Annotated in this window: 20 protein-coding genes; 8 read left to right on the top strand and 12 right to left on the bottom strand. The window is 69.7% G+C overall.

What is annotated here, in order from left to right; all coding sequences use genetic code 11:
* Positions 1-85: 85 nt before the first annotated feature.
* The 5 genes from V8Z74_RS00565 to V8Z74_RS00545 form a co-directional block, all read right to left on the bottom strand.
* Positions 86-1,537: an NAD-dependent succinate-semialdehyde dehydrogenase gene (locus V8Z74_RS00565; RefSeq protein WP_066479479.1), complete on the bottom strand. Its 1,452-nt coding sequence runs from the start codon at positions 1,535-1,537 to the stop codon at positions 86-88.
* Between the two features lie 285 nt (positions 1,538-1,822).
* Positions 1,823-2,788: a Bug family tripartite tricarboxylate transporter substrate binding protein gene (locus V8Z74_RS00560; protein ID WP_349707404.1), complete on the bottom strand. Its 966-nt coding sequence runs from the start codon at positions 2,786-2,788 to the stop codon at positions 1,823-1,825.
* Between the two features lie 31 nt (positions 2,789-2,819).
* Positions 2,820-5,699, bottom strand: a complete 2,880-nt coding sequence (locus V8Z74_RS00555) for an Hsp70 family protein (RefSeq protein WP_349707403.1) — start codon at positions 5,697-5,699, stop codon at positions 2,820-2,822.
* A 20-nt stretch (positions 5,700-5,719) separates the two neighbouring features.
* The gene (locus V8Z74_RS00550) at positions 5,720-7,594 is read right to left on the bottom strand and encodes an Hsp70 family protein (RefSeq protein WP_349707402.1); all 1,875 of its coding nucleotides are present in this window, start codon (positions 7,592-7,594) and stop codon (positions 5,720-5,722) included.
* A gap of 2 nt (positions 7,595-7,596) precedes the next feature.
* The gene (locus tag V8Z74_RS00545) at positions 7,597-8,262 is read right to left on the bottom strand and encodes a DUF2760 domain-containing protein (protein WP_349707401.1); all 666 of its coding nucleotides are present in this window, start codon (positions 8,260-8,262) and stop codon (positions 7,597-7,599) included.
* Positions 8,263-8,649: 387 nt separating this feature from the next.
* Here V8Z74_RS00545 and V8Z74_RS00540 point away from each other — a divergent pair, with 387 nt between their 5' ends.
* Positions 8,650-9,561 (top strand): transporter substrate-binding domain-containing protein, encoded by a 912-nt coding sequence (locus V8Z74_RS00540; RefSeq protein WP_349707802.1) that lies wholly within the window; start codon positions 8,650-8,652, stop codon positions 9,559-9,561.
* Positions 9,562-9,685: 124 nt separating this feature from the next.
* Here V8Z74_RS00540 and V8Z74_RS00535 read toward each other — a convergent pair whose 3' ends face one another.
* A complete protein-coding gene (locus V8Z74_RS00535) occupies positions 9,686-10,603 on the bottom strand; it encodes a LysR family transcriptional regulator (RefSeq protein ID WP_349707399.1) in 918 nt (305 codons plus the stop codon).
* Between the two features lie 172 nt (positions 10,604-10,775).
* Between V8Z74_RS00535 and hglS the strand changes: the two genes are divergently transcribed.
* From hglS to V8Z74_RS00505, 6 genes are all read left to right on the top strand, one after another.
* Positions 10,776-12,182 carry a 2-oxoadipate dioxygenase/decarboxylase HglS gene (hglS, locus tag V8Z74_RS00530; RefSeq protein ID WP_349707398.1) on the top strand — a complete coding sequence of 469 codons (1,407 nt, stop codon included), beginning with the start codon at positions 10,776-10,778 and terminating at the stop codon, positions 12,180-12,182.
* Entirely contained in the window at positions 12,179-13,621 is a 1,443-nt protein-coding gene (locus tag V8Z74_RS00525; protein ID WP_349707397.1) for an FAD-binding oxidoreductase, read from the top strand. Before hglS ends, V8Z74_RS00525 begins: the two co-directional genes overlap by 4 nt.
* Before the next feature lie 41 nt (positions 13,622-13,662).
* The gene (locus tag V8Z74_RS00520; protein ID WP_349707396.1) at positions 13,663-14,898 is read left to right on the top strand and encodes an aminotransferase-like domain-containing protein; all 1,236 of its coding nucleotides are present in this window, start codon (positions 13,663-13,665) and stop codon (positions 14,896-14,898) included.
* Between the two features lie 33 nt (positions 14,899-14,931).
* Entirely contained in the window at positions 14,932-15,168 is a 237-nt protein-coding gene (locus V8Z74_RS00515; protein WP_349707395.1) for a hypothetical protein, read from the top strand.
* Between the two features lie 131 nt (positions 15,169-15,299).
* The gene (locus V8Z74_RS00510) at positions 15,300-16,175 is read left to right on the top strand and encodes a hypothetical protein (protein ID WP_349707393.1); all 876 of its coding nucleotides are present in this window, start codon (positions 15,300-15,302) and stop codon (positions 16,173-16,175) included.
* A 94-nt stretch (positions 16,176-16,269) separates the two neighbouring features.
* Positions 16,270-16,974, top strand: coding sequence for a riboflavin synthase subunit alpha (locus tag V8Z74_RS00505; protein WP_349707392.1), 705 nt, complete (start codon positions 16,270-16,272; stop codon positions 16,972-16,974).
* 283 nt (positions 16,975-17,257) lie between these two features.
* On the opposite strand, the gene V8Z74_RS00500 is transcribed toward V8Z74_RS00505, so the two are convergent.
* The 3 genes from V8Z74_RS00500 to V8Z74_RS00490 form a co-directional block, all read right to left on the bottom strand.
* Complete coding sequence (locus tag V8Z74_RS00500) at positions 17,258-19,750, bottom strand: heavy metal translocating P-type ATPase (RefSeq protein WP_349707391.1); 2,493 nt, start codon at positions 19,748-19,750, stop codon at positions 17,258-17,260.
* 149 nt (positions 19,751-19,899) lie between these two features.
* Positions 19,900-20,454 (bottom strand): c-type cytochrome, encoded by a 555-nt coding sequence (locus V8Z74_RS00495; protein WP_349707389.1) that lies wholly within the window; start codon positions 20,452-20,454, stop codon positions 19,900-19,902.
* 16 nt (positions 20,455-20,470) lie between these two features.
* Positions 20,471-20,848, bottom strand: coding sequence for a cupin domain-containing protein (locus tag V8Z74_RS00490; protein ID WP_349707388.1), 378 nt, complete (start codon positions 20,846-20,848; stop codon positions 20,471-20,473).
* Positions 20,849-20,992: 144 nt separating this feature from the next.
* On the opposite strand from V8Z74_RS00490, the gene V8Z74_RS00485 reads away from it, so the two are divergent.
* A complete protein-coding gene (locus V8Z74_RS00485) occupies positions 20,993-21,892 on the top strand; it encodes a LysR family transcriptional regulator (RefSeq protein ID WP_349707386.1) in 900 nt (299 codons plus the stop codon).
* Between the two features lie 51 nt (positions 21,893-21,943).
* Here the strand turns inward: V8Z74_RS00485 and V8Z74_RS00480 are convergent, their stop codons facing one another.
* From V8Z74_RS00480 to V8Z74_RS00470, 3 genes are read right to left on the bottom strand one after another with little or no spacing between them, the layout of a single operon-like run.
* Positions 21,944-23,674, bottom strand: coding sequence for an acetyl/propionyl/methylcrotonyl-CoA carboxylase subunit alpha (locus V8Z74_RS00480; RefSeq protein ID WP_349707801.1), 1,731 nt, complete (start codon positions 23,672-23,674; stop codon positions 21,944-21,946).
* Positions 23,674-25,293, bottom strand: coding sequence for a 5-oxoprolinase subunit B/C family protein (locus tag V8Z74_RS00475; protein WP_349707385.1), 1,620 nt, complete (start codon positions 25,291-25,293; stop codon positions 23,674-23,676). Before V8Z74_RS00475 ends, V8Z74_RS00480 begins: the two co-directional genes overlap by 1 nt.
* A 17-nt stretch (positions 25,294-25,310) precedes the next feature.
* A complete protein-coding gene (locus V8Z74_RS00470; RefSeq protein ID WP_349707384.1) occupies positions 25,311-26,069 on the bottom strand; it encodes a LamB/YcsF family protein in 759 nt (252 codons plus the stop codon).
* Positions 26,070-26,256 lie beyond the last annotated feature (187 nt).

The raw sequence follows: 26,256 nt of genomic DNA, 5'->3' as shown, positions 1-26,256 counted from the left end.
GGACAGCTTCAAAATCGACGCGGCATGAGCCAGAGACGCCGAGCAAGAGCCGCCTCGCGGGGGAGCCGCGCCGCGGCCCAGAAGGTTACACGCAGGTGATGGCCACCGCCTTGGACACCAGATAGGCCTCCAGCGCCTCGGGGCCGCCCTCGGAGCCGTAGCCCGAATCCTTGATGCCGCCGAACGGCAGCTCGGCCGAGGGCAGCGCAGGCTGGTTCACCCACAGCATGCCGGCTTCCACGTCCTGCGCCAGCTGGTGGGCCGACTTGAGCGAGCGCGTGAATGCATAGGCGGCCAGGCCGTAGGACAGGCGGTTGGCCTCCTGAATCGCGTCCTCGAGCCTGTCGAAGCCGCGGATCGCGGCCACGGGGCCGAAAGGCTCCTGGTTGAAGATGTCGGCCTCCAGCGGCACTTCGGACAGCACCGTGGGCGCGAAGAAGTTGCCCGAAGAACCGAAGGATGCGCCGCCGGAAAGCAGCTTGGCGCCCTTTTTCTCGGCGTCCTGAATGAACTGGGTCAGCGCCGTGACCCGGCGCGGATTGGCCAGCGGGCCCATCTGCGTGCCCTGCTCCAGGCCGTTGCCCACCTTCAACGCCTCGGCATGGGCGACCATGGCGCGCGTGAATTCCTCGCGCACGCTGTTGTGCACCAGAAAGCGTGTGGGCGAGATGCAGACCTGGCCGGCGTTGCGGAACTTGGCCGCGCCCGCGGCCTTCACGGCCAGCTGCACATCGGCGTCCTCGGCCACGATCACGGGCGCATGGCCGCCGAGTTCCATGGTGGAGCGCTTCATGTGCTGGCCGGCCAGCGCGGCCAGCTGCTTGCCCACGGCCGTGGAACCCGTGAAGGTCACCTTGCGGATCACCGGATGCGCGATCAGGTACGAGGAAATCTGCGCCGGATCGCCATAGACCAGGCCCACCACGCCGGCGGGAATGCCGGCATCGACAAAGCACTTGAGCAGGGCCGCGGGCGAGGCCGGGGTCTCCTCGGGCGCCTTGACCAGGAAGGAGCAGCCCGAGGCCAGGGCCGCGCCGATCTTGCGCACGATCTGGTTGACGGGGAAGTTCCAGGGCGTGAAGGCCGCCACCGGGCCCACGGGCTCCTTGATCACCAGCTGCTGCTGCTCGGGCTTGCGCGAGGGCACGATGCGGCCGTAGATGCGCAGCGCCTCGTCGGCAAACCACTCGAGAATGCCGGCGCCGGCCACGATCTCCACCTTGGCCTCGGCCAGGGGCTTGCCCTGTTCCTGCGTCAGCAGCGCGGCGATCTCGTCGGCACGCTCCCTAAGCAGGGCCGCCGCGCGGCGCATGACGGCACCGCGCTCATGGGCAGACACCTTGCGCCAGACCTGGAAGCCCTGGTCGGCCGCGGCCAGCGCACGGTCCAGGTCGGACACATCGGCATGGGCCACGCGGCCGATCACCTCGCCCGTGGCGGGATTGCGCACATCGATCTTCTTGCCGCCGGCGGCGTCCTGCCACTGGCCGCCGATCAGAAGCTGGGTATCGGGATATGTGGGATATGCAGTGCTCATCACAGCTCTCATCTGTGCCGGCCTCCATCCCCCTGCAGATGTGCAAGGCCGGGCGTGGTGAATGACAGGGTGCCTGAGAGCGTTCGCGATCCCTGCAGATGCCGGCGACCATGAACACGCTCCGAAAACCAGGCGCGGAAAAATTCTAGCCGTCCATGCTAACGCGCGATGACAAGCGCGGGACGCCAGGCGCCCGGGCAACCCTTTCCGTTTCGCGAGTTCTTGCTATCGCAATCAAAGCCTCCGGCCAGGGTCATCCCTGTGGCAACGAACCGCCGGGCGGCATCAATCGATGTGGGCGCCCGAGTCTCTGACCACCTGCCTCCAGTGCGCCAGCTCGCCCGGCAGCATGGCCTTGAAGCTTTGGGGGCTGGATTCCACGCGCTCGGCGCCCAGGGCCTTGAGGCGCTCGCCCATCTCGGGCTTGGCCAGCACGGCGCGAACGGACTGGTACAGCCGGTCCACGATGGGCTGGGGCGTGCCGGCCGGCGCGAACAGGCCGTACCAGCTGGTCACGGCCAGCTCCTTGCCCAGCGGGGGGATCTCGGGCGCCAGCGTGGTGGGCCTGTCGGAAGCCACGCCCAGCACGCGCAGCTTGCCGCTGGCGACAAACGGCATCACGCCCGGAAAGCTACCGAAGGTCATGGGCAGCTGGCCGGCCACCACGTCGGTGGCGGCGGCCGAGGCGCCCTTGTACGGCACGTGCAGCAGCTCCACGCCCTTTTGTTTCTTGAGCATCTCGCCCAGCAGGTGGTTGAGCGTGCCGTTGCCGGCCGACGCATATTCCACCTTGCCCGGATTCGCCTTGGCATAGGCCACCAGCTCGTCCAGGTTCCTGGCCGGAAAGCTCGGGTTGACCACCAGCAGGTAGGGCGCCACGGCCAGCTGCATCACGGGCGTGAAATCCTTGACGGGATCGAACGGCACCCTGGAGTACAGCGCGGGGTTGATGGTGTAGGCGCTTTGCGCCGTCACCAGAAAGGTATGGCCGTCGGCCGCCGCGCGCGCCACCTGGCCCGTGCCCAGGTTGCCGTTGGCGCCGGGCCGGTTCTCCACGATCACGGGCTGGCCCAGTGCGTTCTCCAGGCCCTGCGCCACGGCGCGGGCAATCACGTCGTTGGCGCCACCGGGCGCCTGGGGCACGACAAAGGTGATGGGCCTGGCAGGCCAGCCCGCTTGCGCCAGGCCCAGGCCCGGGCCTGCGCAGACGGCGGCAGCCGCCGCGGCCATGAGTTTGCGTCTTTGCATCATGCGCTTGTGTCTCCTTGCGAATCGTTTTTGTCTACAGCAGCACCAGCCCCGGCGGCAGGCTGTCGCCAAAACTGCGCCTGTGGTCCTCGGCCTGCATCTGCACCGCCTGCTCCACCATGGCCGTCCAGCGCGCAGGCGCGCCCGCGGCGCGCATCTTCGCCAGCACGCGTGCGCGCACCTCGTCCGGAAGATCGCGCGCGCGATCGCCCGTCATGCGGGCCATCTGCACGGCGGCGAACATGGCGGTCTCGTTCTTGCGCCAGTCCTGGGCCAGCGTGGCGTCCAGAAACTCCTGCGCCGCCTCGGGCGGCATCACCAGGTGCGCATTCGCAGCCAGCGGCTGGCGCGCTGCCAGTCGGCCCAGGGCCCACCAGGTCTGCACGCTTTCATCGGGGCGCTTGAGGCGCTGCAGCATCCACTGCCCCATTTCCTGGCGGTACTGCCAGGGCACGGCCTCCATGGCGGCAAACAGGCGCAGCATGTCGTCATAACTGCCGTGGCTGCTCTTGCCACCACTGCGCGCGGTTTGCTGCACGGCCTTCTGCATATGGCCGGCCACGTCCTCGAGCAGCTCCATCTGCTGCGCCTCGTTGAGACCCGCCGCCACGCGGCGCCAGAAGACCCACCATTCGGTCCAGTTGCCGGCCTCCTTGCCATGGCCCAGCCCCTGCGCGTACAGCGCCCAGACCTGTTCCATGCGCCAGGCATCGAGCTCGGCGCCCACGCCGGGGCGCAGGCACCAGCCCGCAAGATTGAGCCATACGCGCTCGTGCTCCACCGTGCGGCGGCGGCGCTTGGCGCGGGCCAGCAAGGCATCGAACAGCACACGCAGCAGGCCGACGCCCCAGGCCTCGCGCGGGCCCAGCACTTTCTCCAGCGACTGGCGCAGCTGGCGCACTTCCTTCACATCCACCGCCTGCGCCTGCTGGCCAAAGATGCGGTCTATCAAATCAATAGCTTCTTTTGCCTTACTATCCTGGATTTCAGATGATTTTGTATCTGAATCCTTTTCTGATTGAGCGCTAGCAGCTATCGAATCAGAAGCATCCACCGCGCCACGCACGGCAAACGGCAGCAGCCAGGATTGCGCGGCATCTTCCACGGCCACGCAGCGCACCTCCAGCGTGCCCACCTCGGTCATGCAGGCCTGCAGCTGCACCTCGACCTGGGCTTTGTCACGGCCTTCGGGCGCGGGCAGCACGGCGGACAGCGGCGGCAGTTCCACCCAGCCTTCGCCGCCAACGTGGGCGATCTGTCCGGCCTGCGCGGGCTGGTTGCCGCGGCTGCTGGCCAGCAGGTTGAAGCGCACGGCCTGGCCCAGCTGCAGCGCAAAGCGCCGGCCCGAGAGCACGATGCGCACGCCCTCTTCGGTGCCGCGCGGCAGCAGGCAGACGCCCTGCGGCCGGCCGCCGGCCTTGGCAGGCAGCAGCAGCCAGTAGCTGCGCGCCGAGCCGCCGCCGATCTGCGGCAGGCGCGGTGCAACCACGGGCTTGCCGGTTTTGCGGTCTGCCTGGCCTGGAGCCGCCTTTTCCTCGGCCACCGGCTGAAAGCGCGCCAGCCCATAGGCCGCCGCGCCGCGCGCCACGGCCCAGTCGGGGTGCGGGTTGTGCAACACGCGCACCGGGCCGCCGCGCCAGGCCGAGAGCTGCTCGGTCAGCCGCTGCACCACCGCATGCGCATGGAACACGCCGCCGTTGAGCAGCACGCTGTCGGGCAGTTCCCCCTCGGCATGCTGCGACAGGAACTGCGCCAGATGCCGCGAAATGGCCGCGTCGGCCGGGTACGGCAGGCCAAAGCCGCGCAGCGCGCCCTGGCGCCGGGCCGGCACATCGCCGATCCGCGCGGGCGGCAGAAAGCCTTCCACCACCCATTGCCGCACCTGCTCGCGCGTCAGCGTGGCGCTGCGGGTCTGGGCCAGCAGGCGGCTGCCTCCGCCCAGCAAGGTGACGGCCACGCTGTCGGGCGCGTCCGCGGCCAGCAATTGCTCCTTGGCAACGCGGCAGCGCTGCACCAGCTGGGCGAACCGGGGCGCCGGCAGGCGTTGGCCCTGGCCTGCAAACTGCGCCTCCAATTGGTGCGCCAGCGCCAGGTCCATGTTGTCGCCGCCCAGCATCAGGTGCTCGCCCACGGCCATGCGCGTGAGCACGGGCAGGCCGCCGTCGGGCGGAGCTTGCACGCGGATCAGCGTCAGGTCGGTGGTGCCGCCGCCCACGTCCACGACCAGCACCAGGCGGCTGCCGGCCAGCTGCTGCGCGAGCTGCTCGCCCTGCAGCACCAGCCAGTCGTGGAAGGCGGCCTTGGGCTCTTCGAGCAGATGCACGCCCGGCAGGCCGGCCAGCCTGGCGGCCTCCAGGGTCAGCGCGCGCGCGCCTTCGTCGAACGAGGCGGGCACGGTCAGCACCACGGTCTGGGCATGCAGCGGGGCCTCGGGATGGGCCCGGCCCCAGGCGGCCCTCACGTGGGCAAGGTACGAGGCCGACGCCGCCAGCGGCGACACCTTGGCCACGTCTTCGCCAGCCCCCCAGGGCAGTATGGGCGCCGTGCGGTCCACGCCGGTGTGCGACAGCCAGCTCTTGGCGCTGGCCACCAGCCGCCCCGGCACGGCCGTGCCCAGCTCGCGCGCCCAGCGGCCGATGACGGCGGGCGCCTGCTCGTCCGCTTCCTGCGCCGGCCAGGGCTGGCGCCAGGCATCGCCCAGCTCGCCGGGCGCGGCCTGGTAGCGCACCGAAGGCAGCAGCGGCTGGGCCACCACCTCGCCCGCCGTGCTGCGCTGGGGGATGTCGAGCAGCGCGATATCGCCCGCCTGGCCCGCCAGCGGTGCGTAGGCGACGACCGTATGGCTGGTGCCCAGGTCTATGCCCACCACATAACGTGCGGGGCCAAAAGAAGTGCTTTCAGTCGCGGCAGTCATGCGGCAGGCGGTTCAGGCCATCAGTACGCGGCGGGCTGGGCGTCGGCGGCCGTGGTTTCGGCGCGCACATCGAACTCCACCTTCCAGCGCTCGCTGCCGCCCACGGGCACGGCATTGAGTTCCAGCGTGCCGATGTCGGTCACGCGCGCATGCAGGGTGACGGGCACGACCTCGCCGCTGGCACGGCCCTCGGCCGGCAGATGGGCCTCGATCTCCTGCAGCTCCACCAGCTCCTCGGGGCCCCAGAAGTCCAGCATGGTGCCCACGGCATCGCTGCGGCGCACGCTGGAGCCGAAGAAGCGCAGGCGCACGGGCTCGCCCACGACCAGGCCGAATTCCTGCGCGTCCAGCGCCACTTCCGTGCCCTCTTCCATGCCGAAGGGCGCCAGGCACAGGGCCGAGATCGGCGGCTCCATGCCGGGAATGGCGGGCATGTTGGATTCCACGCCCACGTAATAGCTTTGCGCCGTGCCGCCGCGGATGCGCACGCCGCGGCCCTGGCGCACATGGCCGTAGTAGGCGGCGCCGCGCGCCACGGCCAGGTCGAGGTTGGCGCCATCCAGCAGGCGCGCGGCCTGCGCGCCCTCGGCGGCCAGCCAGCCATTGACGACTTCAAGAATGCGCTGCTCGATCTGCGCGGCCTTGAGCACGCCGCCATTGAACAAAATGGCCGTGGGGTGCAGGAAAGAGGCGTCCGCGGGCTGCGTGCCCTGCAGGCCCTCGATCTGCTCGGTGGCGCCGGCCTGGCGCGACAGGAAGGCCGCCAGGTGCCGCGTGACGGCCGCGTCCTGCGCATAGGGCAGGCCCAGCTGCGTGAGCGCGCCGCGCGCGCGGGTCAGGGGCTTGTCGCTGACGGCGACCTTGGGGAAGAAGCCTTCGACCAGCATGGCCAGCACTTCGGCGCGCGTGACTTCGGTGCGGATGCTGCCGCCGATGAGCTTGCTGCCGCGGCTGGGCACCACCACGGGCACGGCCTGCAGGTTCTCGTCGGCCAGCAGCTGTTCCTTCGCTGCGCGGCAGCCGTGCGCCAGCGCGCGGGTCTGCCAGGCGTCGAGCTGCCGGCCTTCCTGCGCGAGCTTGCGCGCCACGCCATAGGCCAGGGCCAGGTCCATGTTGTCGCCGCCGAGCAGGATGTGCTCGCCCACGGCCACGCGCTGCAGCTCGAGGTTGCCGTCCTTTTCGAGCACGGCGATCAGCGACAGGTCGGTGGTGCCGCCGCCCACGTCCACGACGAGGATGACGTCGCCGTTTTGGACCTGCTTGCGCCAGTCGCCGCCGCTGGCCTGGATCCAGCTGTACAGCGCGGCCTGGGGTTCCTCCAGCAGCGTGAGGTTCTGGAAGCCCGCGGCCTTGCAGGCCTCGGCCGTGAGCTCGCGCGCAGCGGGGTCGAACGAGGCGGGAATGGTGACGGTGATGTCCTGGGCGTCGAACGGCGCCTCGGGATGGGCCTGCTCCCAGGCCCAGCGCAAGTGCGAGAGGTAGCGGATGGAAGCCGTCAGCGGCGAGACGCGGTGCACCTCGGGCGGCACGTCGGCCGGCAGCAGCGGCGAGCGGCGGTCCACGCCGGGGTGGCACAGCCAGCTCTTGGCGCTGGACACCAGGCGTATGGGCGTGGCCGCGCCGCGCGTGCGCGCCATCTCGCCGACGACGAAGTCCTGCTGTGCGCCCCAGGGCAGCGCCATGTCGGCGGCCGTGAGTTCGCTCTCGTGCGGCAGGTACAGGAAGGACGGCAGCAGGGGTTTGGCTTCCACGCTGGCCGGGCCGGTGAGCTGGGGAATGTCCAGCACGCCCTGCACCACCTTCTCGCCGTCGCTGGCGGCCTTGTCCACCCAGGACAGCGCGCAGTGCGTGGTGCCCAGATCGATCCCTATGCTGTATTTGGCTTGGTGGTCCATGTTCACAGCTCCACCTCGGCTTGCGCGATGATCTTGGCGGCCTGGGTGTCGGTGAGCTGCGGCAGCTTCACGTCGGTGACCTGCCAGCCGCGGTGGCCCAGGGTGCCGGTGAACGGCGCCTGGCCCACCACATTGCCGGTCAGGCGCACGGCGGCGGCGTCGAAGCCGGCCTGCAGCGTGACGCGCGAGCCCTCGGCTTCGCTGCGCACGGGCTGGATGGCGAAATGCTCGCGCAGCACCTTGCGGCAGCCTTCATGCACCACGCGGGCGGCGGCGCCGATCTCGGCGTCGGTATAGGGCGCGACCTCTTCCTGGATGAAGTCGACGAAGCGCGCCTCGCGCTGCAGCAGGCCCAGCAGCTGCAGGGCGGCGGTGTCCGTGGGGACTTCAATGGTCTTCTCGACCAGTTTCTCGACGGGGACTTCAACGCGCTTTTCCACGGTCTTCTCGACGACCTTCTCCACGGGCACTTCCACGCGGACTTCGACGATCTTCTCGACCGGGACTTCGACGCGCACTTCGCGTGGCTCGACATCGGCGGCCAGGGCTTCGCCGCCGCGCAGGCGGCTGACGTCGCCGGCCAGGCGGCCGTTGCCGAGGATGGCGAAGAAGCTGCCGATCGCGATGGCGATGCGGCTGAGGAATGAGGGGGGAGTGTTGGCAGTCATGGAATCTGTCTCAAAACAGGCGCACGCATGCCAGGATCATCCTGCGGCGCCCTTGCGGGGCCGGCACTGCGCGAACCGGAAAAAAGGCCGGGCCGGCAGCATCCGCACGGCCCCGGCCCTGGCGGCACGAGGCAGGACGCGCCGGAACCATATGTGCGCGCGGGCCTGTGCAGTAGGCGCAGATGTTACCCAAAAAGTGCAAACTGCCGCCCTGCTACGGCTTTGGCGCCTGCGGCGTGGGCCACAGGTCATACGCCGGGAGCATGACCTTCTTCCGTTTCATCGTTATGAAGGCGCCCCCAAATTGCCGGATAGTTGACGCAGGCACTTGACGGCCGGCGCACGGCGCCGTCCGGCATTCCCATCATTTCCGAGGAGACTTCCCCCATGCGCCTGATGACCGCGAACATGACGCTGGCATGCACCGCCCTTGTAACCGCCCTGGCCGCCTTCGGCGCCCAGGCCCAGACCGTGCCCGGCGGCACGCTGGACAAGATCCAGAAGACCGGCAAGGTCGTCATCGGCGTGCGCGAAAGCTCCGCCCCCATGGCCTACGCCATCGGTGCCAACCACCGCTTCACGGGCTATCACGTGGAGCTGTGCGAGAAGGTGCTGGCCCAGATCGCGCCCGCCGCCAAGATCGAATACATGGCCATCACCGCCCAGAACACCATGCCCCTGGTGCAGAACGGCACGGTGGACATGGGCTGCGGCCCCACGACCAACAACCTCAGCCGCCAGAAGCAGGTCTCGTTTGCGGTCACCACCTATGTGAGCCAGGTGCGCATGGCCGTGCGCGCGGATTCGCCCGTCACCTCGTTCAAGCAGCTCGACGGCAAGACCGTGGCGGCCTCGGCCGGCACCACCGCCGTGCAGCTGCTGCGCAAATACAGCCACGAGAACAATGTGAAGCTGCCCACCCAGCTGGGCAAGGACCACTTCGAGAGCTTCCTGATGCTGGAGTCTGGCCGCGCCGACGCCTTTGTGCTGGACGACAATCTGCTGGCCGGCGTGATCGCCAACTCCAAGGACCCCAAGGGCTACAAGATCGTGGGCGAGGTGCTGGGCTCCGAGCCCATCGCGCTGCTGATGCGCAAGGACGACCCCGCGTTCAAGAAGGCCGTGGACGACGCGCTGGTGCGCATGATGAAGTCCGGCGAAGTGGCCAGGATCTACGACAAGTGGTTCATGCAGCCCATCCCGCCCAAGGACATGCCGCTGAACCTGCCCATGAGCGACACGCTCAGGCAGCTGCTGCAGGAGCCCAACGACAAGCCGCTGGAAGCCTATAACAGCTAAGAACGTGTCCATGAGTCGACCTTGATTCGATAGCTGGCAGCGCCCTGTGGACGGGCACTTAAGCCGCTTTTCGACCTCAAACCCTGCAAGGAGCTGCGCTGGCAGCTCCTTTTTTTCATAGGCATCATGCAGCCGAAGACGGAGCGAATTCCTGCGCGGCCTGCTTGAGCCAGCGTTGGAAGGCCTGCAGCGGCGGATAGGCCGAACGGCTGCTCGGCCAGGCCAGGTAATAGCGCTCGGCGCTTTCCACTTCGGGCAGTTGCGGCAGCGCCTGGACCAGATCACCGGTCTGCAGCTCGCGCGCGATCAGGAACTTGGGCAGCAGGGCCACGCCCACGCCGGCGATGGCGGCCTGCGCCGCGGTGGCGAACTGGTCGAACAGCATGCCCTGCATGTCGCTGGCCTGGCAGCCCTGGCTGGCGAACCAGCGCTGCCAGGCATCGGGACGCGAGGCCAGGTGCAGCAGCGGCGCGCGCAGCAGGTTCCGGGGCTCGGCAAACCGGTGCTGGGCCGCCAGCTCCGCGCTGCAGGCCGGCACCACCGTCTCGCTCATCAGGAACTCCAGCTCGGCGCCCGGCCAGTGGGGCAGGCCGAAATGGATCGCCGCATCCACGGCCTCGAGCTGGAAGTCGAACTGCGACAGCCGCGTGGTCAGGTTGATGGTGATGCCCGGGTGCGCGCTGAAGAACTGCGGCAGCCGCGGCGCCAGCCAGCGCGTGCCGAAGGTCGGCAATATGGCCAGGTTCAGGCTGCCACCCTGGGGATTGGTGCGAAAGCCCAGCGTGGCGTTGGAGATGCGCACCAGGGCCGCGCGTATCTCCTGCGCATAGGCCTGGCCCGCGGGGCTCAGGCGCACGGTCTGGCGCTCGCGCACGAACAGCTCGGTGCCCAGGCGCTCCTCCAGCGCACGTATCTGCCGGCTGACTGCGCTTTGCGTGAGGTGCAGCTCGGCCGCGGCCGCGGTAAAGCTCTGGTGCCGCGCCGAGGCCTCGAAGGCGCACAGCAGGGACATGGGGGGCAGGAAGCGGCGGGACAGCTGCATGGATGGAACAGGTGAGTGTGGGCTGCGCAAGCAGGTTCATTCCGTTTGGGTATGACCTGCAGGCCGGATTATCGTTTGACCGAAGTCAGGACAGCGCAGAACATGCTGCCTGTCCTTGCGGCCCGCCTGCGGCGCGGCCGCTGCACTCACAACCCAGCCCTTCTGTCCCGTCATGAGCGCCACGCATTCCACCAGCCCCCGCTTTGTTTCCGCCAACGACATCCGCACGCGCTTCTCGCGCGCCATGTCCGAGATGTACCGCAAGGAAGTGCCGCAGTACGGCACGCTCATCGACCTGGTGGCCGACGTCAACGCACTGGCGCTGCAGGACGATCCGGAACTGCGCCGGCGCATGGCCGGAAGCGGCGAGCTGGAGCGCCTGGATGTGGAGCGCCACGGCGCCATCCGCGTGGGCACGGCCGAGGAACTGGCCACGCTGCGCCGCCTGTTTGCCGTGATGGGCATGGAGCCCGTGGGCTACTACGACCTCTCGGTGGCCGGCGTGCCCGTGCATTCCACGGCCTTTCGCCCCGTGCACGACGACGCCCTGCTGGCCAACCCCTTCCGTGTCTTCACCTCGCTGCTGCGCCTGGAGCTGATCGCCGATGCGGCGCTGCGCGCGCAGGCCGCGGCCATCCTGGCGCGCCGCCGCATCTTCACGCCGCGCGCGCTGGAGCTCATCGCCCAGGCCGAGCGCGACGGCGGCCTGGACAGCCAGGACGCCGATGATTTCGTGCAGCAGGCGCTGGAGACCTTCCGCTGGCACAGCGATGCCACGGTGGACGCCGCCACCTACGAGGCGCTGCAAAAGGCCCACCGCCTGGTGGCCGACGTGGTTTGCTTCAAGGGCCCGCACATCAACCACCTGACGCCGCGCACGCTGGACATCGACGCGGCCCAGGCCGGCATGCCCGCGCGCGGCATGGATGCCAAGGACGTGGTCGAAGGCCCGCCGCGCCGCGCCTGTCCCATCCTGCTGCGCCAGACCAGCTTCAAGGCGCTCAAGGAAGCCATCCACTTCACCGGTGCCGATGCCGCGGGTTCGGCCGGCGCCCACACGGCGCGCTTCGGCGAGATCGAGCAGCGCGGCGTGGCGCTCACGCGCAAGGGCCGCGCGCTGTACGACGAGCTGCTGGCCCAGGTGCGCAGCATGGACAACGCGGGCAGCGCGGCGCCCGACTATGCGCAGCGCCTGCAGCAGGTCTTCGCGCAATTTCCCGACACGCATGAAGCCCTGCGCCGGCAGGGCCTGGCCTTCTACCGCTATCGCCTCACGGAGCGGAGCCTGGCCGGCGGCGTGCAGGCCGCGGACGATGAAGACATGGAAGCGCTTATCGCCCGGGGCCTGGTGCAGGCCGAGCCCATCACCTACGAGGACTTCCTGCCCGTGAGCGCGGCCGGCATCTTCCAGTCCAACCTGGGCGGCGAGGAGCAGAAGCAATACCAGGCCCATGCGGCACAGCAGGCTTTCGAAAGCGCGCTGGGCGCGCGCGTGCACGACGAGATCGCCCTGTACGAGGCCACCCAGCAACAGTCCCTGGCTCAGGTGCGCCAGACGCTGGCCGGAGCCCTGGCATGAGCCGGGAGCTCCATGCCGCACCGCCCGTCGTTCAGGCGCTGCACGCCATCGTGGGCGAGCGCGGCCTGCTGCTGGGCGCCGACATGGCCGGCTACGAGCAGGGCGCGCGCTACGGCCAGGGCCAGGCCCTGTGCGTGGTGCGCCCGGCCAGCGTGGAAGAGGTGCAGGCCGTGGTGCGCTGCTGCGTGGCGCACGGCGTGCCCCTGCTGCCTCAGGGCGCCAACACCGGCCTGGTGGGCGCGAGCACACCCGACGCCAGCGGCGCCCAGGTGGTGCTGTCCACCAGCCGCCTGCGCGGGCTGTGCGACATCGATGCGGCCAACCGCAGCGTGACCGTGGACGCGGGCGTGACGCTGCAGGAGCTCAACGAGAAGCTGGAGCCGCACGGCCTGTGGTTCCCCATCGACCTGGGCGCCGATCCCACGGTGGGCGGCATGATCGCCGCCAACACCGGCGGCACGCGGCTGATCCGCTACGGCGACGTGCGCCACAACCTGCTGGCCCTGCAGGCCGTGCTGCCCACGCCCGAGGCCGAGGTGCTGGAGCTGGGCCGCGCCCTGCGCAAGGACAATACCGGCCCGGACCTCAAGCAGCTGTTCGTGGGCACCTCGGGCGCGGGCGCGGTGATCACGCGCGCCACGCTGGAAGTGCACGTGCGGCCGCAGCAATCGGCCACGGCCCTGGTCGTTCCGACCTCCGACGAGGCCGTGCTGCAGCTGCTGCAGGCGCTGGAGCGCGAGCTGGGCGACTACCTGAGCGCCTTCGAAGGCCTGTCGGGCCATGCCATGCAGGCGGCCATCGACCATGTGCCCGACCTGCGCAATCCCTTCGCGCCCGAGCCGGCGCCGGACTTCGCCATCCTCATCGAGCTGGAAGCGGCCAGCAGCAAGGCCTACACGGGCCTGGACCTGCAGGAGGCGCTGAACCAGTTCCTACAGGACCAGTTCGATCAGACCATAGAGAACGCCATCATCGGCAACGGCCATGAGCTGTGGCACCTGCGGCACAGCATCAGCGAAGGCGCGCGCGCGCTGGGCAAGCCCGTTGCCTTCGACGTGTCCGTGCCGCGCTCGCGCATCATGGCCTTTTGCCGCGAGGCGCGCGCCGTGGTGGCGCGTGAATTCCCCTTCCTGCACGTGGTGGACTTCGGCCATATCGCCGACGGCGGCGTGCATTTCAACGTGATCTGGCTCAGCGACGCCGCCCAGCCCTACGACGCGGCCGTGGTGCAGCGCCTGCGCGACCGCATCTACGCCATGGTGGTGCAGGACTATGCGGGCAGCTACAGCGCCGAGCATGGCGTGGGCCCGCACAACCTGGCCTATTACCGCCGCTACACCGCGCCCGCCATCCGGCGCCTGGCCCAGGGCCTGCGCCGGCTCACCGATCCGCAGCAGCTGTGCGGCACGGTGGATTTCGGCGACCACGAGGCGCAGTGAACGCGCATCCGCACCGGCCTGACTTCCCCCGCTTTCCGCCCATGACTGCTTCCACTGCCCCCGCACCTTTCGCCGCCGCCTTCGCCGAGCCTGCGGGCTCGCCCATACGCGAGCTGTTCCCCTACCTGTCGCGCCCCGGCATGATCTCGCTGGCCGGCGGCTATCCCTCGCCCAGCCTGTTCGACGCCGAAGGGCTGGCCCAGGCCGCCCGGCAGGCCCTGCTCCAGGGCGCGGGCGCGCTGCAGTACGGCGCCACCGAAGGCCTGCCCGCGCTGCGCGAAGCCCTGGCACTGCAGGCGCGCGAACGCGGCATGCAGGCCGGCGCAGGCGACATCCTGGTGACCACCGGGTCGCAGCAGGGCTTCGACCTGCTGGTGCGCGTGCTGGTCGAGCCCGGCGACACGGTGCTGGTGGAAGTGCCCGCCTATCCGGCCACGCTGCAGGCCCTGCGCCTGGCGCAGGCACGCATCCTGCCCGTGCCCATGGACGAGCACGGCCTGCAGACCGATGCCCTGGCCGCGCTGCTGGCCGGCCTGCCCGCCGATCAGCAACCCAAGCTGCTGTACACCGTGCCCAATTTCTCCAACCCGCGCGGCACGCTGCTGGCGGCCCAGCGGCGCCAGGCCCTGGTGCGCCTGGCCCTGCAGCACGGCTTTCGCGTGGTGGAGGACGATCCCTATGGCGAACTGCGCTTCGACGGCGAGACCGGCACGCCCCCGCCCATGCCGCCCACCGTGCGCGCCGTGGGCGAGCAGCTGGCCCCGGCGGGCGGCAACCCAGTGGTCTATCTCTCCAGCCTGTCCAAGACCGTGGCGCCCGCGCTGCGCGTGGGCTGGATGCTGGCCGACGCCGCCGTGCTGCGCCGCTGCGCCGTGGCCAAGCAGACCGCCGACCTGTGCACCTCGCCGCTGACGCAGACGGTGGCGGCCTGCTACCTGCAAAGCGGCCGCTATCCCGCCACCGTGCAGCGCGCGCGCCAGGAATACCAGCGCCGCATGCAGGCGCTGGTGCAGGGCCTGGCCTCGGGCGACAGCGGCATACGCTGCTCGCGCCCCGCGGGCGGCATGTTCGTCTGGGCCAGCCTGGATACGCGCATCGACCCGCAAAAGCTGTTCGACGCCGCCGTGGCCCAGGGCGTGATCTATGTGCCCGGCAAGGCCTTCTACCCGCAGGATCCCGACCTGCACACGCTGCGCATGTCGTTTGCCGCGCCCGAGGTGCCGCAGATCGAGCAGGCCGTGCAGCGCCTGCGCGCGGCCGTGCAACAGGCGGGCTGACACCGGCAGCGGCGGCAGGGCCTTGGCCGGCCCGTGCTGCGCACGCCGATGGTGCGCGGCATAATCGCGGCCTCGGATTTTCTTTTGCCCATGGCCTGCACCCACCTGTCCACCGCCGCTCGCCTGCGCCGCCTTGCACTGGCGGGGGAGCCGTGCGCGCGTGCCTGCGTGCTGCGTGCGCTGCACACCCGCCGCCATGGCATTCCCACCGCATTCGTGAGCCTGAGCGGTGTCACGGCCATGCTTTCCGCCGCCGTGCGGATGGCATAAGGCACAACACCTCGCCCTCCGCACGGCCCCAAGCACTGCTCACCACCGGTGCGTGGGACAGGCACGGCCACATCCGCCATCAAGCCCTCGCCACGCGCCCGATTTCCCCGACGGATTCCGGAGGCTTGGCCATGGACATGGAACTCACTCAGAACTTCTTGCGCGGCAAAAACCCCTGCGCCGCAGGCTATCGCTGGTTTGTGCGCAACAACCTTGCCGGCGGCGACTACCAGGCCGCCATGGACACCCAGGTGCGCGCGGGCCGCGTGGAGGATGCGCGCTGGCTGCTGCAGAACTTCGGGCCCACGAATGCGGTGCTCGAGGTCGAGCACCTGGAGGCCGACAACCTGGTCTTCGCGGGCACCGTGATCGTGCATGGCGACGTGCGGGTCTCCGGCACGCTGTTCGTGGGCCGCAGCCTGCAGGCCGGCGCCGGCATCCGCGCAGGCAGGCTGGAGGCGGGCGAGGACATCCACAGCGGCGGCGCCATCTTCTGCGGGGAACTGCTGCAGGCCGGCGGCGGCATCAAGGCTGCCTGGAGCGTGGAGACCCAGGGCGACCTGCGTGCCGAGGAGCTGCGCACGGGGTGGGAGCTGCGCTGCGGCGGCCATGTGGATGTCCAGGGCAACATCCATGCCGGCCAGGAGGTGGACGTGCAGGGCGGCCTGCGCTGCGGCAAGAGCCTGCGCGCGGGCGCCGGCATCCAGGTGCAGGGACTGCTCGACGTGGGCCACGGCATCGCGGCGGGCGACCATATCGCCTGCGGCAACCACATCCAGGCCGGCTGGGGCATCAAGGCCCTGGGCGACATGCGTGCGGCCTGCAGCATCCGCGCGGGCGAGACCCTGCAGGCCGGGGGCGAGATCGCCGCCGGCCCCGGCTACGGCGTGTTCGCCGGCATGAGCGTGCAGATGGACGCCTGGCCCGACTGCGCCTGGGTGCGCGCGCTGCGCAAGCCCTCCAGCCTGGTGAGCGGTTTCTGGGAGGACCGGCCTTCCTTCGCCTGAACGCCGGCCGGGTTACGGGGGATGCAGGCAAAATGGCCTTTTTGGCCCCGGGCTGCCCTTTCCCCCGCAGCCCGCTGATAGGAAAGACTTTCCCGTGTTTACCGGCATCATTCAGGCCGTGGCAAAGATTGCCGCGCTGCGCGACCAGGACGGCCTGCGCACCTTCACCATGGAATTTCCCGAAGGCTTCTGCCAGGACCTGGCCATAGGCGCCAGCGTCTCGCACGACGGCGTGTGCCTGACGGTGACCGAGAACCTCTCGCCCACCCGCGCCAGCTTCGACGTGATGCTGCAAAGCCTCAGCATCACCACGCTGGGCCAGTACCAGGTCGGCGACACGCTCAACGTGGAGCGCGCCGCCAGGGATGGCGCCGAGATCGGGGGCCACCCGCTGTCGGGCCACGTGGACTTCACCGCCCCGGTGCTGGAGGTGATGCGGACCGAGACCAACCACAAGATCCGTTTCGGCATTCCCGAGGCCTTCCGCCCCTATGTGTTCGCCAAGGGCTATATCGCCGTCAACGGCGCCAGCCTCACGGTATCGGAAGTGAACCGCAAGGAAGGCTGGTTCGAGGTCTGGCTGATTCCCGAGACCCTGCGCATGACGGTATTCGGCCACAAGAAGGTGGGCGACCTGGTCAACATCGAGATCGAGCGCAGCACCCAGGTGGTGGTGGACACCGTGCGCGAGACCGTCGAGGCCAGCCTGGGACGGCTCAAGCCGGTGCTGGAGGCCCTGCTGCAGGAAAAGGGGCTGAGCCTGGATGATTTTGTGGATGTGCCCAGGCTGAAGCAGTAGCCGGGCGTTCAAATCCCGGATGTTTTTGTGCGCGCTATTGTGTATGCCGCACGCGGCAGAGGCCGGGTCTCGGCCCGGCTGCCGACTTACCTTTTTGCGCGTGCAAGAAGAGTAGGTCGGCTGGCGGGCCGAGACCCGCCATCTGTCGACGGCTTCCCATCCGCCCAAAAAAAGATAGCCGCCATCGCTCGAAAAACAACAATCCCAAATACAAAACCTATTGAAATCATTACTGATAGAGCGATGACAGCTCCTGTTTTCTACAAACCTCCAACCCAGTCCATCAAGGTCTGAACCGCTTCAGCCGCAAGGCGTTGGAGAGCACGAACACGCTGGACAGCGCCATGGCCCCGGCCGCGAACACCGGCGACAGCAGCGTGCCGTTGACCGGATACAGCAGGCCTGCCGCCACGGGAATCAGCGCCACGTTGTAGGCAAAGGCCCAGAACAGGTTCTGCCGGATGTTCTTCATCGTGGCCTTGGACAGGGCGATGGCCCTGGGCACGCCGCCCAGGTCGCCCGACATCAGCACCACGTCGGCCGCCTCGATGGCGATGTCCGTGCCCGTGCCTATGGCCATGCCCACATCGGCCTCGGCCAGCGCGGGCGCGTCGTTGATGCCGTCGCCCCCATAGGCCAGGATGCCGTGCTCGGCCTTCAGGCGCTTGACGGCGTCGACCTTGCCGCCGGGCAGCACCTCGGCCACCACTTCGTCTATGCCCAGCTGGCGCGCAATCGCCTCGGCCGTGCGGCGGTTGTCGCCGGTGACCATGGCCACCTTCAGGCCCAGGGCGTGCAGGGCGTCGATGGCGGCGCGCGTCGTGGGCTTGATGGGGTCGGCCACGGCGATCATGGCCGCCAGGCGCCCGTCGATGGCCGCGTACAGCGGGGTCTTGCCTTCGTCGCCCAGGCGCGCGGCATCGAGCGCAAAGCCGTCCACACCCAGGCCCAGTTCGCGCATGAAGCGGTCGGCGCCTATCTCCACCCTGGAGCCGTCCACCATGGCGCGCACGCCGAAGCCGGTCACCGATTCGAAGGACTGCACGGCCGGAATGTCCAGCCCCCGGGCCCTGGCCGCATCGACGATGGCGCGGGCGATCGGGTGCTCGGAGCGGTCTTCCACGGCCGCCACCCGGGCCAGCACGGCGCCGCGCTCGAAGCCTTCGGCCAGCAGCAGGTCGGTAAGCTCGGGCCGGCCCTTGGTGAGCGTGCCGGTCTTGTCCACGGCCACCACCCTGGCGTCGCGCAGCTGCTGCAGCGCCTCCCCCTTGCGCAGCAGTACGCCCATTTGCGCGGCGCGGCCCGTGCCCACCATGATGGAGGTCGGCGTGGCCAGGCCCATGGCGCAGGGGCAGGCGATGATGAGCACGGCCACCGCATTGACCAGCGCAAAGCTCAGCGCCGGCGACGGGCCCCAGATCAGCCAGGCCGCAAAGGTCAGCAGGGCCGCGGCCATGACGGCGGGCACGAACCACATGGTGATCCGGTCCACCAGCGCCTGTATGGGCAGCTTGGATCCCTGGGCCTGCTCGACCATGCGGATGATCTGCGCCAGCAGGGTGTCGGCGCCGACCTTGGTGGCCCTGAAGGCCAGCGCGCCGTTCTGGTTGACGGTGCCGCCCACGACTTCGGCGCCCGCGGTCTTTTCCACGGGCACGGGCTCGCCGCTGATCATGGATTCGTCGACAAAGCTGCTGCCTTCGAGCACCTCGCCGTCCACGGCGATGCGCTCGCCGGGACGGACCTCGATCACGTCGCCCGCGCGCACCTGGGCGATGTCCAGTTCCTGCACGGTGCCGTCGCGGCGCACGCGCGCCGTCCTGGCCTGCAGCTGCACCAGGCGGCGTATGGCTTCCGAGGTATTGCCCTTGGCGCGCGCCTCCATGAAGCGGCCCAGCAGGATCAGCGCCACGATGACGGCGGCCGCCTCGTAGTACACGTTGACCGTGCCCTCGGGCAGCCAGTGCGGCGCGAAGGTGGCCACCACCGAATAGGCAAAGGCCGCCGAGGTGCCCACGGCCACCAGCGAATTCATGTCGGGCGCGCCGCGCAGCAGGGCCGGCACGCCTTTTTCGAAGAAGCGCCGCCCCGGTCCGAACAGCACGATGGCCGTGAGCGCGAACTGCAGGTACCAGCTGTTCTGCGTGCCCAGGGTGCCGGCGATCCAGTGGTGGAAGGCGGGCAGCATATGGCCGCCCATCTCCAGCAGGAACACGGGCAGGGCAAACACGGCCGCAAAGATCAGCGAGCGCCTGAGCGCGGCGCGCTCGGCGGCCTGGCACTGCGCGGCCGAATCCTCGGCGCCCGCCCCCGGCTGCTGCTGCGCCACGGGCGCGGCCTCGTAGCCGGCCTTGGCAATGGCGGCGATCAGCGCCTGCAGGTCCGTGCCCTCGCTGGCTTCGACGCTGGCGCGCTCGGTGGCCAGGTTGACGATGGCGGACTGCACGCCGGGCACCTTTTTCAGCGCCCGCTCCACGCGGCCCACGCAGGAGGCGCAGGTCATGCCGCCGACCTGCAGATCGAACCGGCGCTGCGGCACGGCATAGCCGGCCTTCTCCACCGCCGCAATGGCGGCGGGCACCACGGCCTGGACCTGCGCAGGGTCGTCCAGGCTCAGGCTGGCCTTTTCGGTGGCCAGGTTGACCACGGCATCCTGCACGCCGGGCACTTTCCGGAGCGCGCGCTCCACGCGACCCACGCAGGAGGCGCAGGTCATGCCCTGCACCGGCAGCTCAACCAGGGCAGCGGGCACGGCGCTTTTCGTCAATGCATTCATGGCTTTCTCCATCAGGTTGAAGCCACTGTAGAGATTGACATCATGTCAAAGTCAAGCATGACGCGAAAATTTTCCTGCCACGGCCCAGGGCTGCACCCCGAACCGGCCCCCTTACACAGAAAGCGAGTCCGGCCCTTAGAAAAGCATGCCTACTTGCCGGCGGCAGCTGTCGGAGGCTGATAACTCGGCACCATATTGCGCACCGGAGGCTGGGATTTGAGATAGGCGAACATGGCCTGCAGGTCCGCATCCGTCAGCTGGCCGAACGACTGCCAGGGCATGGGCGGCGCGATGGGGCGGCCCGAGCCGGCATGCTTGCCCGTGCGCAGGGACTGCACGAACTGCTCCGCCGTCCAGGCGCCCAGGCCCGTGGCATCGGGCGTGAGGTTGGCCGAGTAGCTCACGCCCCAGGGTCCCCAGAATGCCGTGTTCGTGCCTGCGCCGCCCCAGATCCAGGGGCCGCCGGAGGCGGCCGGCGCCTGAAGCACCTGCCCCTGGGGATGGCCCGACAGCCCGCGCGAGAGATCCGGTTCGGGGCCGCGCGGGCCGGGCTTGAGCGGCGTGTGGCAGTCCGCGCAACCCATGCTGCGCACCAGGTAGGCGCCGCGCGCCACCGGCGTCTCGGCATCGCCGGCCTGTGCGCCGGCATGAGAGCCCAGGGCTGCCAGCGCCAGGGGAACAGAAAGAATGTGCAGGGCTTTCATGGCGGTCTCCGTCAAGTCAGCTGAGCCAGGGCAAGGGCAGCGGCGCGCCGTCGGGCTGGCAGGTGGGCACGGGCGAGCGGCCGAAGATGCCCAGCGTTTCCAGCGGCTGCTTGCCGACGTTGAAAAGCTGGTGCACCTGGCCGCGCGGCAGGACCAGGGTGCTGTGCGCGCCAAAGCGCTGGCGCTGCCCGCCGATGTGCAGTTCGCCTTCGCCGGCCAGGCAGAGCACCACCTCGTCGCACTCGTGCCGGTGCGGGGGCGTGGCGGTGCCCGGAGCCATCGACTGGCGCCACACGGACAGCTGCGACAGGCCCTGGGCCTGGCCTGCCCAGGTGGCATGGGCAATGCCGTCGATGGCGGTGGAAGCGGGCGGGGATTGTGCGATCACGGACATGGCGTTGCCTTTCGCTGTTCAGGCGTGGGATAAACAAGGACGTTTGCCGCGGCCACGGACGGCGCCAGTCTGGCACCGGCGGACGGTTTCCGGAACCACCGCAGGCGCCTTAACATTGCCGAAACAAATTCCTCAATCCCGCCCATGAACAGCCTGCAGCAACTGATGGCGTTCTCGCACACCGCGCGGCTGGGCAGCTTTGCGGCCGCGGCCCGCGAGCTGGGATGCGCGCCGTCCACGCTGGCCAAGAGCGTGGCCCGCCTGGAATCCGCGCTGGGCGTCAAGCTGTTCCACCGCACCACTCGGCAGGTCAGCCTGACGCCGGACGGCGAGCACCTGTACTGCCGCTGCGAGCGGGTGCTGGCCGAGCTGGACGAGCTGCAGACCGAGGCGGCGGGCAGCCGCGGCACCGTGAGCGGCACGCTGCGGCTGGATGCGCCCCAGACCTATGGCCGGCGCGTGGTCCTGCCCCTGCTGGCCCGGTTGCTGCAGGCACATCCGGCGCTGACGCTGGACCTGCGGCTGCGCGACAGCTATGCCGACCTGGCGCGCGAGGGCCTGGACGCCGCGATCCGCGTGGGCGCCTTGCGCGACTCCAGCCTGGTGGCACGGCGCTTCGACTGGCAGCGGCTGGTCCTGGTGGCCAGCCCCGGCTATGTCGCGGCCCACGGCCAGCCGGCCTGCATCGCCGAGCTTTCGGCCCATGCGGCCATCGTCTTTCGGCTGCCCTCCACGGGCCGCGACCGGACCTGGCAGTTCTCGGGTCCGCAGGGCCTGGTCGAATGGCAGCCGCAGGCCCGGGTGCAGATGAATGACGGCGAAGCCATGGTGGCAGCGGCCCTGGCGGGCTGCGGGCTCACGCAGGTGCCGGATAACATGGTGGCGGACGAACTGCAAAGCGGCGCACTCGTCGAGCTGTTGCCGCAATGCCGCCCGCCGCCCATGCCCATCAGCGTGGTCATGCCCTCGGCACGGCTGCAGCCGCCCCGGGTACGGGCCCTGCTGGCGCTGCTGGAAACCCTGAACACGACCCGCGGGCCCTGAAACCGGCACGGCCGCAGCCGGCCAGCCCCCGCAGCGGTCCAGGGGCGGGATTCAGGCCTTGATATGCGCCAGCACGCCACCCAGCGCCTGGGCCGAGCCGGCCTGCGCCACCAGGGCAATGCGCCCGCTCCTGTGGGCGGTGACCTGCATTTCCATCTTCATGGCTTCCATGACGGCAATCACGTCGCCCTCCCGGACCTGGGCACCGTCTTCCACCTTCCAGGCGTGCAGATTGCCTGCGATGGGCGAGACCACGGCATCGGGATCCACGGCCTGCGCAGCGCCTGGGGCCGGCGTGGCCGCAACGGAGGCGCCGGCAAGCCCCTGCAGCAGCATGGCGGGCAGGCCCAGCTGCACGCGGCGGCCGTCGATCTCGATGGCGGTGCGCACCAGGCTGGTGTCGGGCCCGGGCTCGGCGCGCAGGGCGGCGGCCAGCGGCTCGGCAAAGTCCGACTCGATCCAGCGTGTATGCACCTTGAAGCCATGCTCACCCACGAAGTCCGCATGTTCGATCACGGCGCGGTGGAAGGGCAGCACCGAGGCCACGCCTTCGATCCTGAACTCGCGCAGCGCACGGCGTGCGCGGGCCAGCGCCTGTTCGCGCGTGGCGCCGCTGACGATGAGCTTGGCCATGAGCGAATCGAAGGTCCCCGGCACCACCGAACCGCCCTGCACGCCCGAATCCACGCGCACGCCGGGTCCGCCGGGCGCCTCGAAGCGCGCCACCGGACCGGGCACAGGCAGAAAGCCGCGGCCCGCATCCTCGGCGTTGATGCGGAACTCGATGGAATGGCCGATGGGCCTGGGCGTTTCGGTGATGCTCAAAGGCAGGCCGTCGGCCACGCGCAGCTGCTCGATCACCAGGTCCACGCCTGTGGTCTGCTCGGTCACGGGATGCTCGACCTGCAGGCGCGTGTTGACTTCGAGGAAGGAGATCGCGCCGCTGGTGGACAGCAGGAACTCCACCGTGCCCGCGCTCACATAGCCGGCCTCGGCGCAGATGGCACGCGCCGCGCCGTGGATGCGCTCGCGCTGCTCCTCGCTGATGAAGGGCGCGGGCGCCTCCTCGACCAGTTTCTGGTTGCGGCGCTGCAGCGAGCAGTCGCGCGTGCCCAGCACCACCACGTTGCCGTGGGTGTCGGCCAGCACCTGGGCCTCGATGTGGCGCGGCTTGTCCAGGAACTGCTCGACAAAGCATTCGCCGCGGCCGAAGGCCGTGACGGCCTCGCGCACGGCAGAGTGGTACAGCTCCTCCACCTCATCCATGCGCCAGGCGATCTTCATGCCGCGCCCGCCGCCGCCGAACGCGGCCTTGATGATGATGGGCAGACCGTGCTGTTCGGCAAAGGCCAGCACCTCGCCGGCGTCCCTGACGGGATCGGGCGTGCCGGCCACCAGAGGCGCCCCGACCTTCAGGGCGATCTTGCGCGCCTCGACCTTGTCGCCGAGCTTGGCAATGGTCTCGGGCCGCGGGCCGATCCAGGCCAGGCCCGCGTCGATCACGGCGCGTGCAAAGGCCTCGCTTTCCGACAGAAAGCCGTAGCCGGGGTGCACGGCATCGGCGCCTGACTTCTTCGCAACCGCGATCAGCTTGGCGATGTCGAGATAGCTGTCCGCGGGCTTGTCGCCATCGAGGCCGTAGGCTTCGTCGGCCATGCGCGCATGCAGCGCGTCGATGTCGGCATTGGCATAGACGGCCACGGATTTCACGCCGTAGTCGGCGCAGGCGCGGATGATGCGGACGGCGATCTCACCTCTGTTGGCAATCAGGACTTTGGAAATCATGGCGTGAGCTCTTCGAAGGAACGAATGGGGTTGAATCGGATCCAGGCGCCGACGGGAATCTGCCCCGCCAGGTCCAGGTGGTGCGGAGCCACGCAGCCGATCACGGGATAGCCGCCGGTCAAGGGGTGGTCGGCCAGGAACAGCACGGGCTGGCCGCTGGCGGGCACCTGGATGGCGCCCAGCGGCGTGCCTTCGCTGGGCAGTTCATGGGGGATGGCACGGGCCAGGGCCACGTCGCCGGCCAGGCGCAGGCCCACGCGGTTGGACTGGGGCGTGACCTGCCAGCGCTGGCCGGCCAGCAGGGCCACGGCCTCGGGCGTGAACCAGTCGGTGCGCGGGCCCAGCGTGACGTCCAGCACCACGTCCTGCCCGGCCGCGGGCAGGCCGGCGGGCGGCTGCATTGCCTCGCCGACGATGGCATACGCTGCGGTATTCACGGCCAGTACCTGCCCCACGCGCAAGGCCTCGGGCCCCACATGGGCCAGGGTGTCGGTGCTGGCGCTGCCCAGCACGTTGTCCACCGCATAGCCGCCGCGCACGGCCACATAGCAGCGCGCGCCGGCCACGGGCTGGCCGATGCGCAAGGTATCGCCATCGGCCAGCGCCAGCGGCGCTTGGCCGGGCACGGCCCACTCGCGGCCGTCGGCCGTGGCGAGCGTGAGCGGCGCATCGGCGCCCGTGACGGCGACCACCTGCTCGCCCAGGCTCTGCAAGGCCAGGCCGCCGCCCACGGTTTCCAGCGCGGGCCGGTCGCTGGCATTGCCGACGAGGCGATTGGCGGCCTTGAGCGCGCCCTGGTCCATGGCGCCCGAAGCCGATACGCCCTGCCCGGCCTGGCCATGGCGGCCCAGGTCCTGGAACACGGTGAGCAGCCCGGTGGCGCGGACCTTCAAGCCGTTTTTCGCTTCTGATTCAGTAGCTGCTTGCGCCTGCCTTTTCACGCTTTCAGAGGCATTCTCCTTCGATACGCCTGAATCACCAGCGCCAGCAGCTACGTTTTCCAGAGCATCCGCATCGACAAAGCGCACGCGGTAGCCGGGCTGCAAGAGCGCGGGCAGTTCGCGCGACAGATCCCACATGGCCGTATCGGTCACGCCGATGATCTGCCAGCCGCCCGGGCTGGCCTGGGGATAGACGGCGCTGAAGCTGCCGGCCAGGGCCACGGCGCCGGCCGGCACCCTGGTGCGCGGCGTGGCGCGGCGCGGCACGTTGAAGATGGGGTCGCCTCCGGCCAGATAGGCAAAGCCCGGCGCGAAGCCGGTGAACGCCACCGACCATTCGCTGCCCGTGTGGCGGCGCACCACCTCCTCGGCGCTGACGCCCAGGATCTGCGCCACCTCGGCCAGGTCCTCGCCGTCGTAGCGCACGGGAATCTGCACCAGCACGTCGCTGCGCTGCACGTTGCCGCCCAGCTCGCGGCCGGCGATCTCGCGCACCAGCGCCGAAGCAGAGACAAGGTGCGGCGCGAACTGCACGAGGATGGTGCGCGCGGCCGGCACCAGTTCGCGCACGCCAGGGATGGGTCTGGCCTGCAGCGATGCCAGCAGCGCCAGGGTCTGGCCCAGGTCGGCCAGCTCGACCATCAGCGCCTGGGAATTGACGGGCAGGAAACGCATGCTGTTCACCCGGCCGTTCATCCGGCAAAGGAGGCGATCTTCACGCCTTCCTGCTCGAAGCGCAGGCGCAGCTGGCGCGCAATCGCCACGGCGCCGGGGCTGTCGCCATGCACACAGATGGAGTCGGCCTCCACGCGCACCAGGCTGCCGTCCACGGCTTCGATGACGCCGTCGCGCACCAGCGTGAGCATGCGCTCGGCGATCCGCTTTTCATCGTGCAGCACGGCGCCTTTTTCGCGGCGCGAGACCAGGGCGCCCTGCGGCGTGTAGCCGCGGTCGGCAAAGGCCTCGGCCACCACGGTCAGGCCCGCGTCGCGCGCCCAGCCGATCAGCGGCGAGCCGGCCAGGGCCATCAGCACCAGCGAGGGATCGATGGCCCGGATGGCGTTGATCACGTCGGTGGCCTGGCGCCTGTCCTGGGCAATGGTGTTGTAGAGCGCGCCATGCGGCTTGACGTATTTCACCGCCGTGCCGGCCGCGCGGGCCAGGCCCTGCAGCGCGCCGATCTGGTAGATCACGTCGGCCACCAGATCGCTGCTGGCCACGTCCATGTTGCGGCGCCCGAAACCCGCCAGATCGCGGTAGGCCACGTGGGCGCCGACGACCACGCCGCGCGCCTGGGCGGCCTTGAGCGTGGCCAGAATGCCGGCCGCATCGCCGGCATGGAAGCCGCAGGCCACGTTGGCGCTGCTGACGATGTCGAGCATGGCGGCATCGTCGCCCATGGTCCAGGCGCCGAAGCTCTCGCCCAGGTCGCTGTTCAAATCCATTTTCATAATTCTCTCCTGGCACCTAGTGCCAAACACAAGCCGGTGCTGGGGCTCCGGTCTTGCCACATAAGACTGGCGCACTCCACGCCAGGGATGCCGAATGCCGAGCAAGGGCCGCCCCGCAGCGAGGGCAGCGTCCCCCTGCCGCGAAGCGAGAGAGGGGGAAGCCGCGCAGCGGCTCAGGGGGTGCCCT

Source organism: Comamonas sp. w2-DMI, from assembly GCF_040187735.1.
Lineage (GTDB): Bacteria > Pseudomonadota > Gammaproteobacteria > Burkholderiales > Burkholderiaceae_C > Comamonas > Comamonas terrae.
Note: the sequence above shows the minus strand (reverse complement) of the source record. Positions and strands in the feature narration are given on the sequence as shown.

Excerpts from the sequence above, each read along its gene's own strand:
- V8Z74_RS00560 (WP_349707404.1), bottom strand. The coding sequence starts at position 2,788 with ATGATGCAAAGACGCAAACTCATGGCCGCGGCGGCTGCCGCCGTCTGC.
- V8Z74_RS00490 (WP_349707388.1), bottom strand. The coding sequence starts at position 20,848 with ATGTCCGTGATCGCACAATCCCCGCCCGCTTCCACCGCCATCGACGGC.
- V8Z74_RS00470 (WP_349707384.1), bottom strand. The coding sequence starts at position 26,069 with ATGAAAATGGATTTGAACAGCGACCTGGGCGAGAGCTTCGGCGCCTGG.
- V8Z74_RS00475 (WP_349707385.1), bottom strand. The coding sequence starts at position 25,293 with ATGCGTTTCCTGCCCGTCAATTCCCAGGCGCTGATGGTCGAGCTGGCC.
- V8Z74_RS00545 (WP_349707401.1), bottom strand. The coding sequence starts at position 8,262 with ATGACTGCCAACACTCCCCCCTCATTCCTCAGCCGCATCGCCATCGCG.
- V8Z74_RS00555 (WP_349707403.1), bottom strand. The coding sequence starts at position 5,699 with ATGACTGCCGCGACTGAAAGCACTTCTTTTGGCCCCGCACGTTATGTG.
- V8Z74_RS00495 (WP_349707389.1), bottom strand. The coding sequence starts at position 20,454 with ATGAAAGCCCTGCACATTCTTTCTGTTCCCCTGGCGCTGGCAGCCCTG.
- V8Z74_RS00510 (WP_349707393.1), top strand. The coding sequence starts at position 15,300 with ATGGACATGGAACTCACTCAGAACTTCTTGCGCGGCAAAAACCCCTGC.
- V8Z74_RS00550 (WP_349707402.1), bottom strand. The coding sequence starts at position 7,594 with ATGGACCACCAAGCCAAATACAGCATAGGGATCGATCTGGGCACCACG.
- V8Z74_RS00565 (WP_066479479.1), bottom strand. The coding sequence starts at position 1,537 with ATGAGCACTGCATATCCCACATATCCCGATACCCAGCTTCTGATCGGC.
- V8Z74_RS00500 (WP_349707391.1), bottom strand. The coding sequence starts at position 19,750 with ATGAATGCATTGACGAAAAGCGCCGTGCCCGCTGCCCTGGTTGAGCTG.
- V8Z74_RS00525 (WP_349707397.1), top strand. The coding sequence starts at position 12,179 with ATGAGCCGGGAGCTCCATGCCGCACCGCCCGTCGTTCAGGCGCTGCAC.
- V8Z74_RS00520 (WP_349707396.1), top strand. The coding sequence starts at position 13,663 with ATGACTGCTTCCACTGCCCCCGCACCTTTCGCCGCCGCCTTCGCCGAG.
- hglS (WP_349707398.1), top strand. The coding sequence starts at position 10,776 with ATGAGCGCCACGCATTCCACCAGCCCCCGCTTTGTTTCCGCCAACGAC.
- V8Z74_RS00485 (WP_349707386.1), top strand. The coding sequence starts at position 20,993 with ATGAACAGCCTGCAGCAACTGATGGCGTTCTCGCACACCGCGCGGCTG.
- V8Z74_RS00540 (WP_349707802.1), top strand. The coding sequence starts at position 8,650 with ATGCGCCTGATGACCGCGAACATGACGCTGGCATGCACCGCCCTTGTA.
- V8Z74_RS00535 (WP_349707399.1), bottom strand. The coding sequence starts at position 10,603 with ATGCAGCTGTCCCGCCGCTTCCTGCCCCCCATGTCCCTGCTGTGCGCC.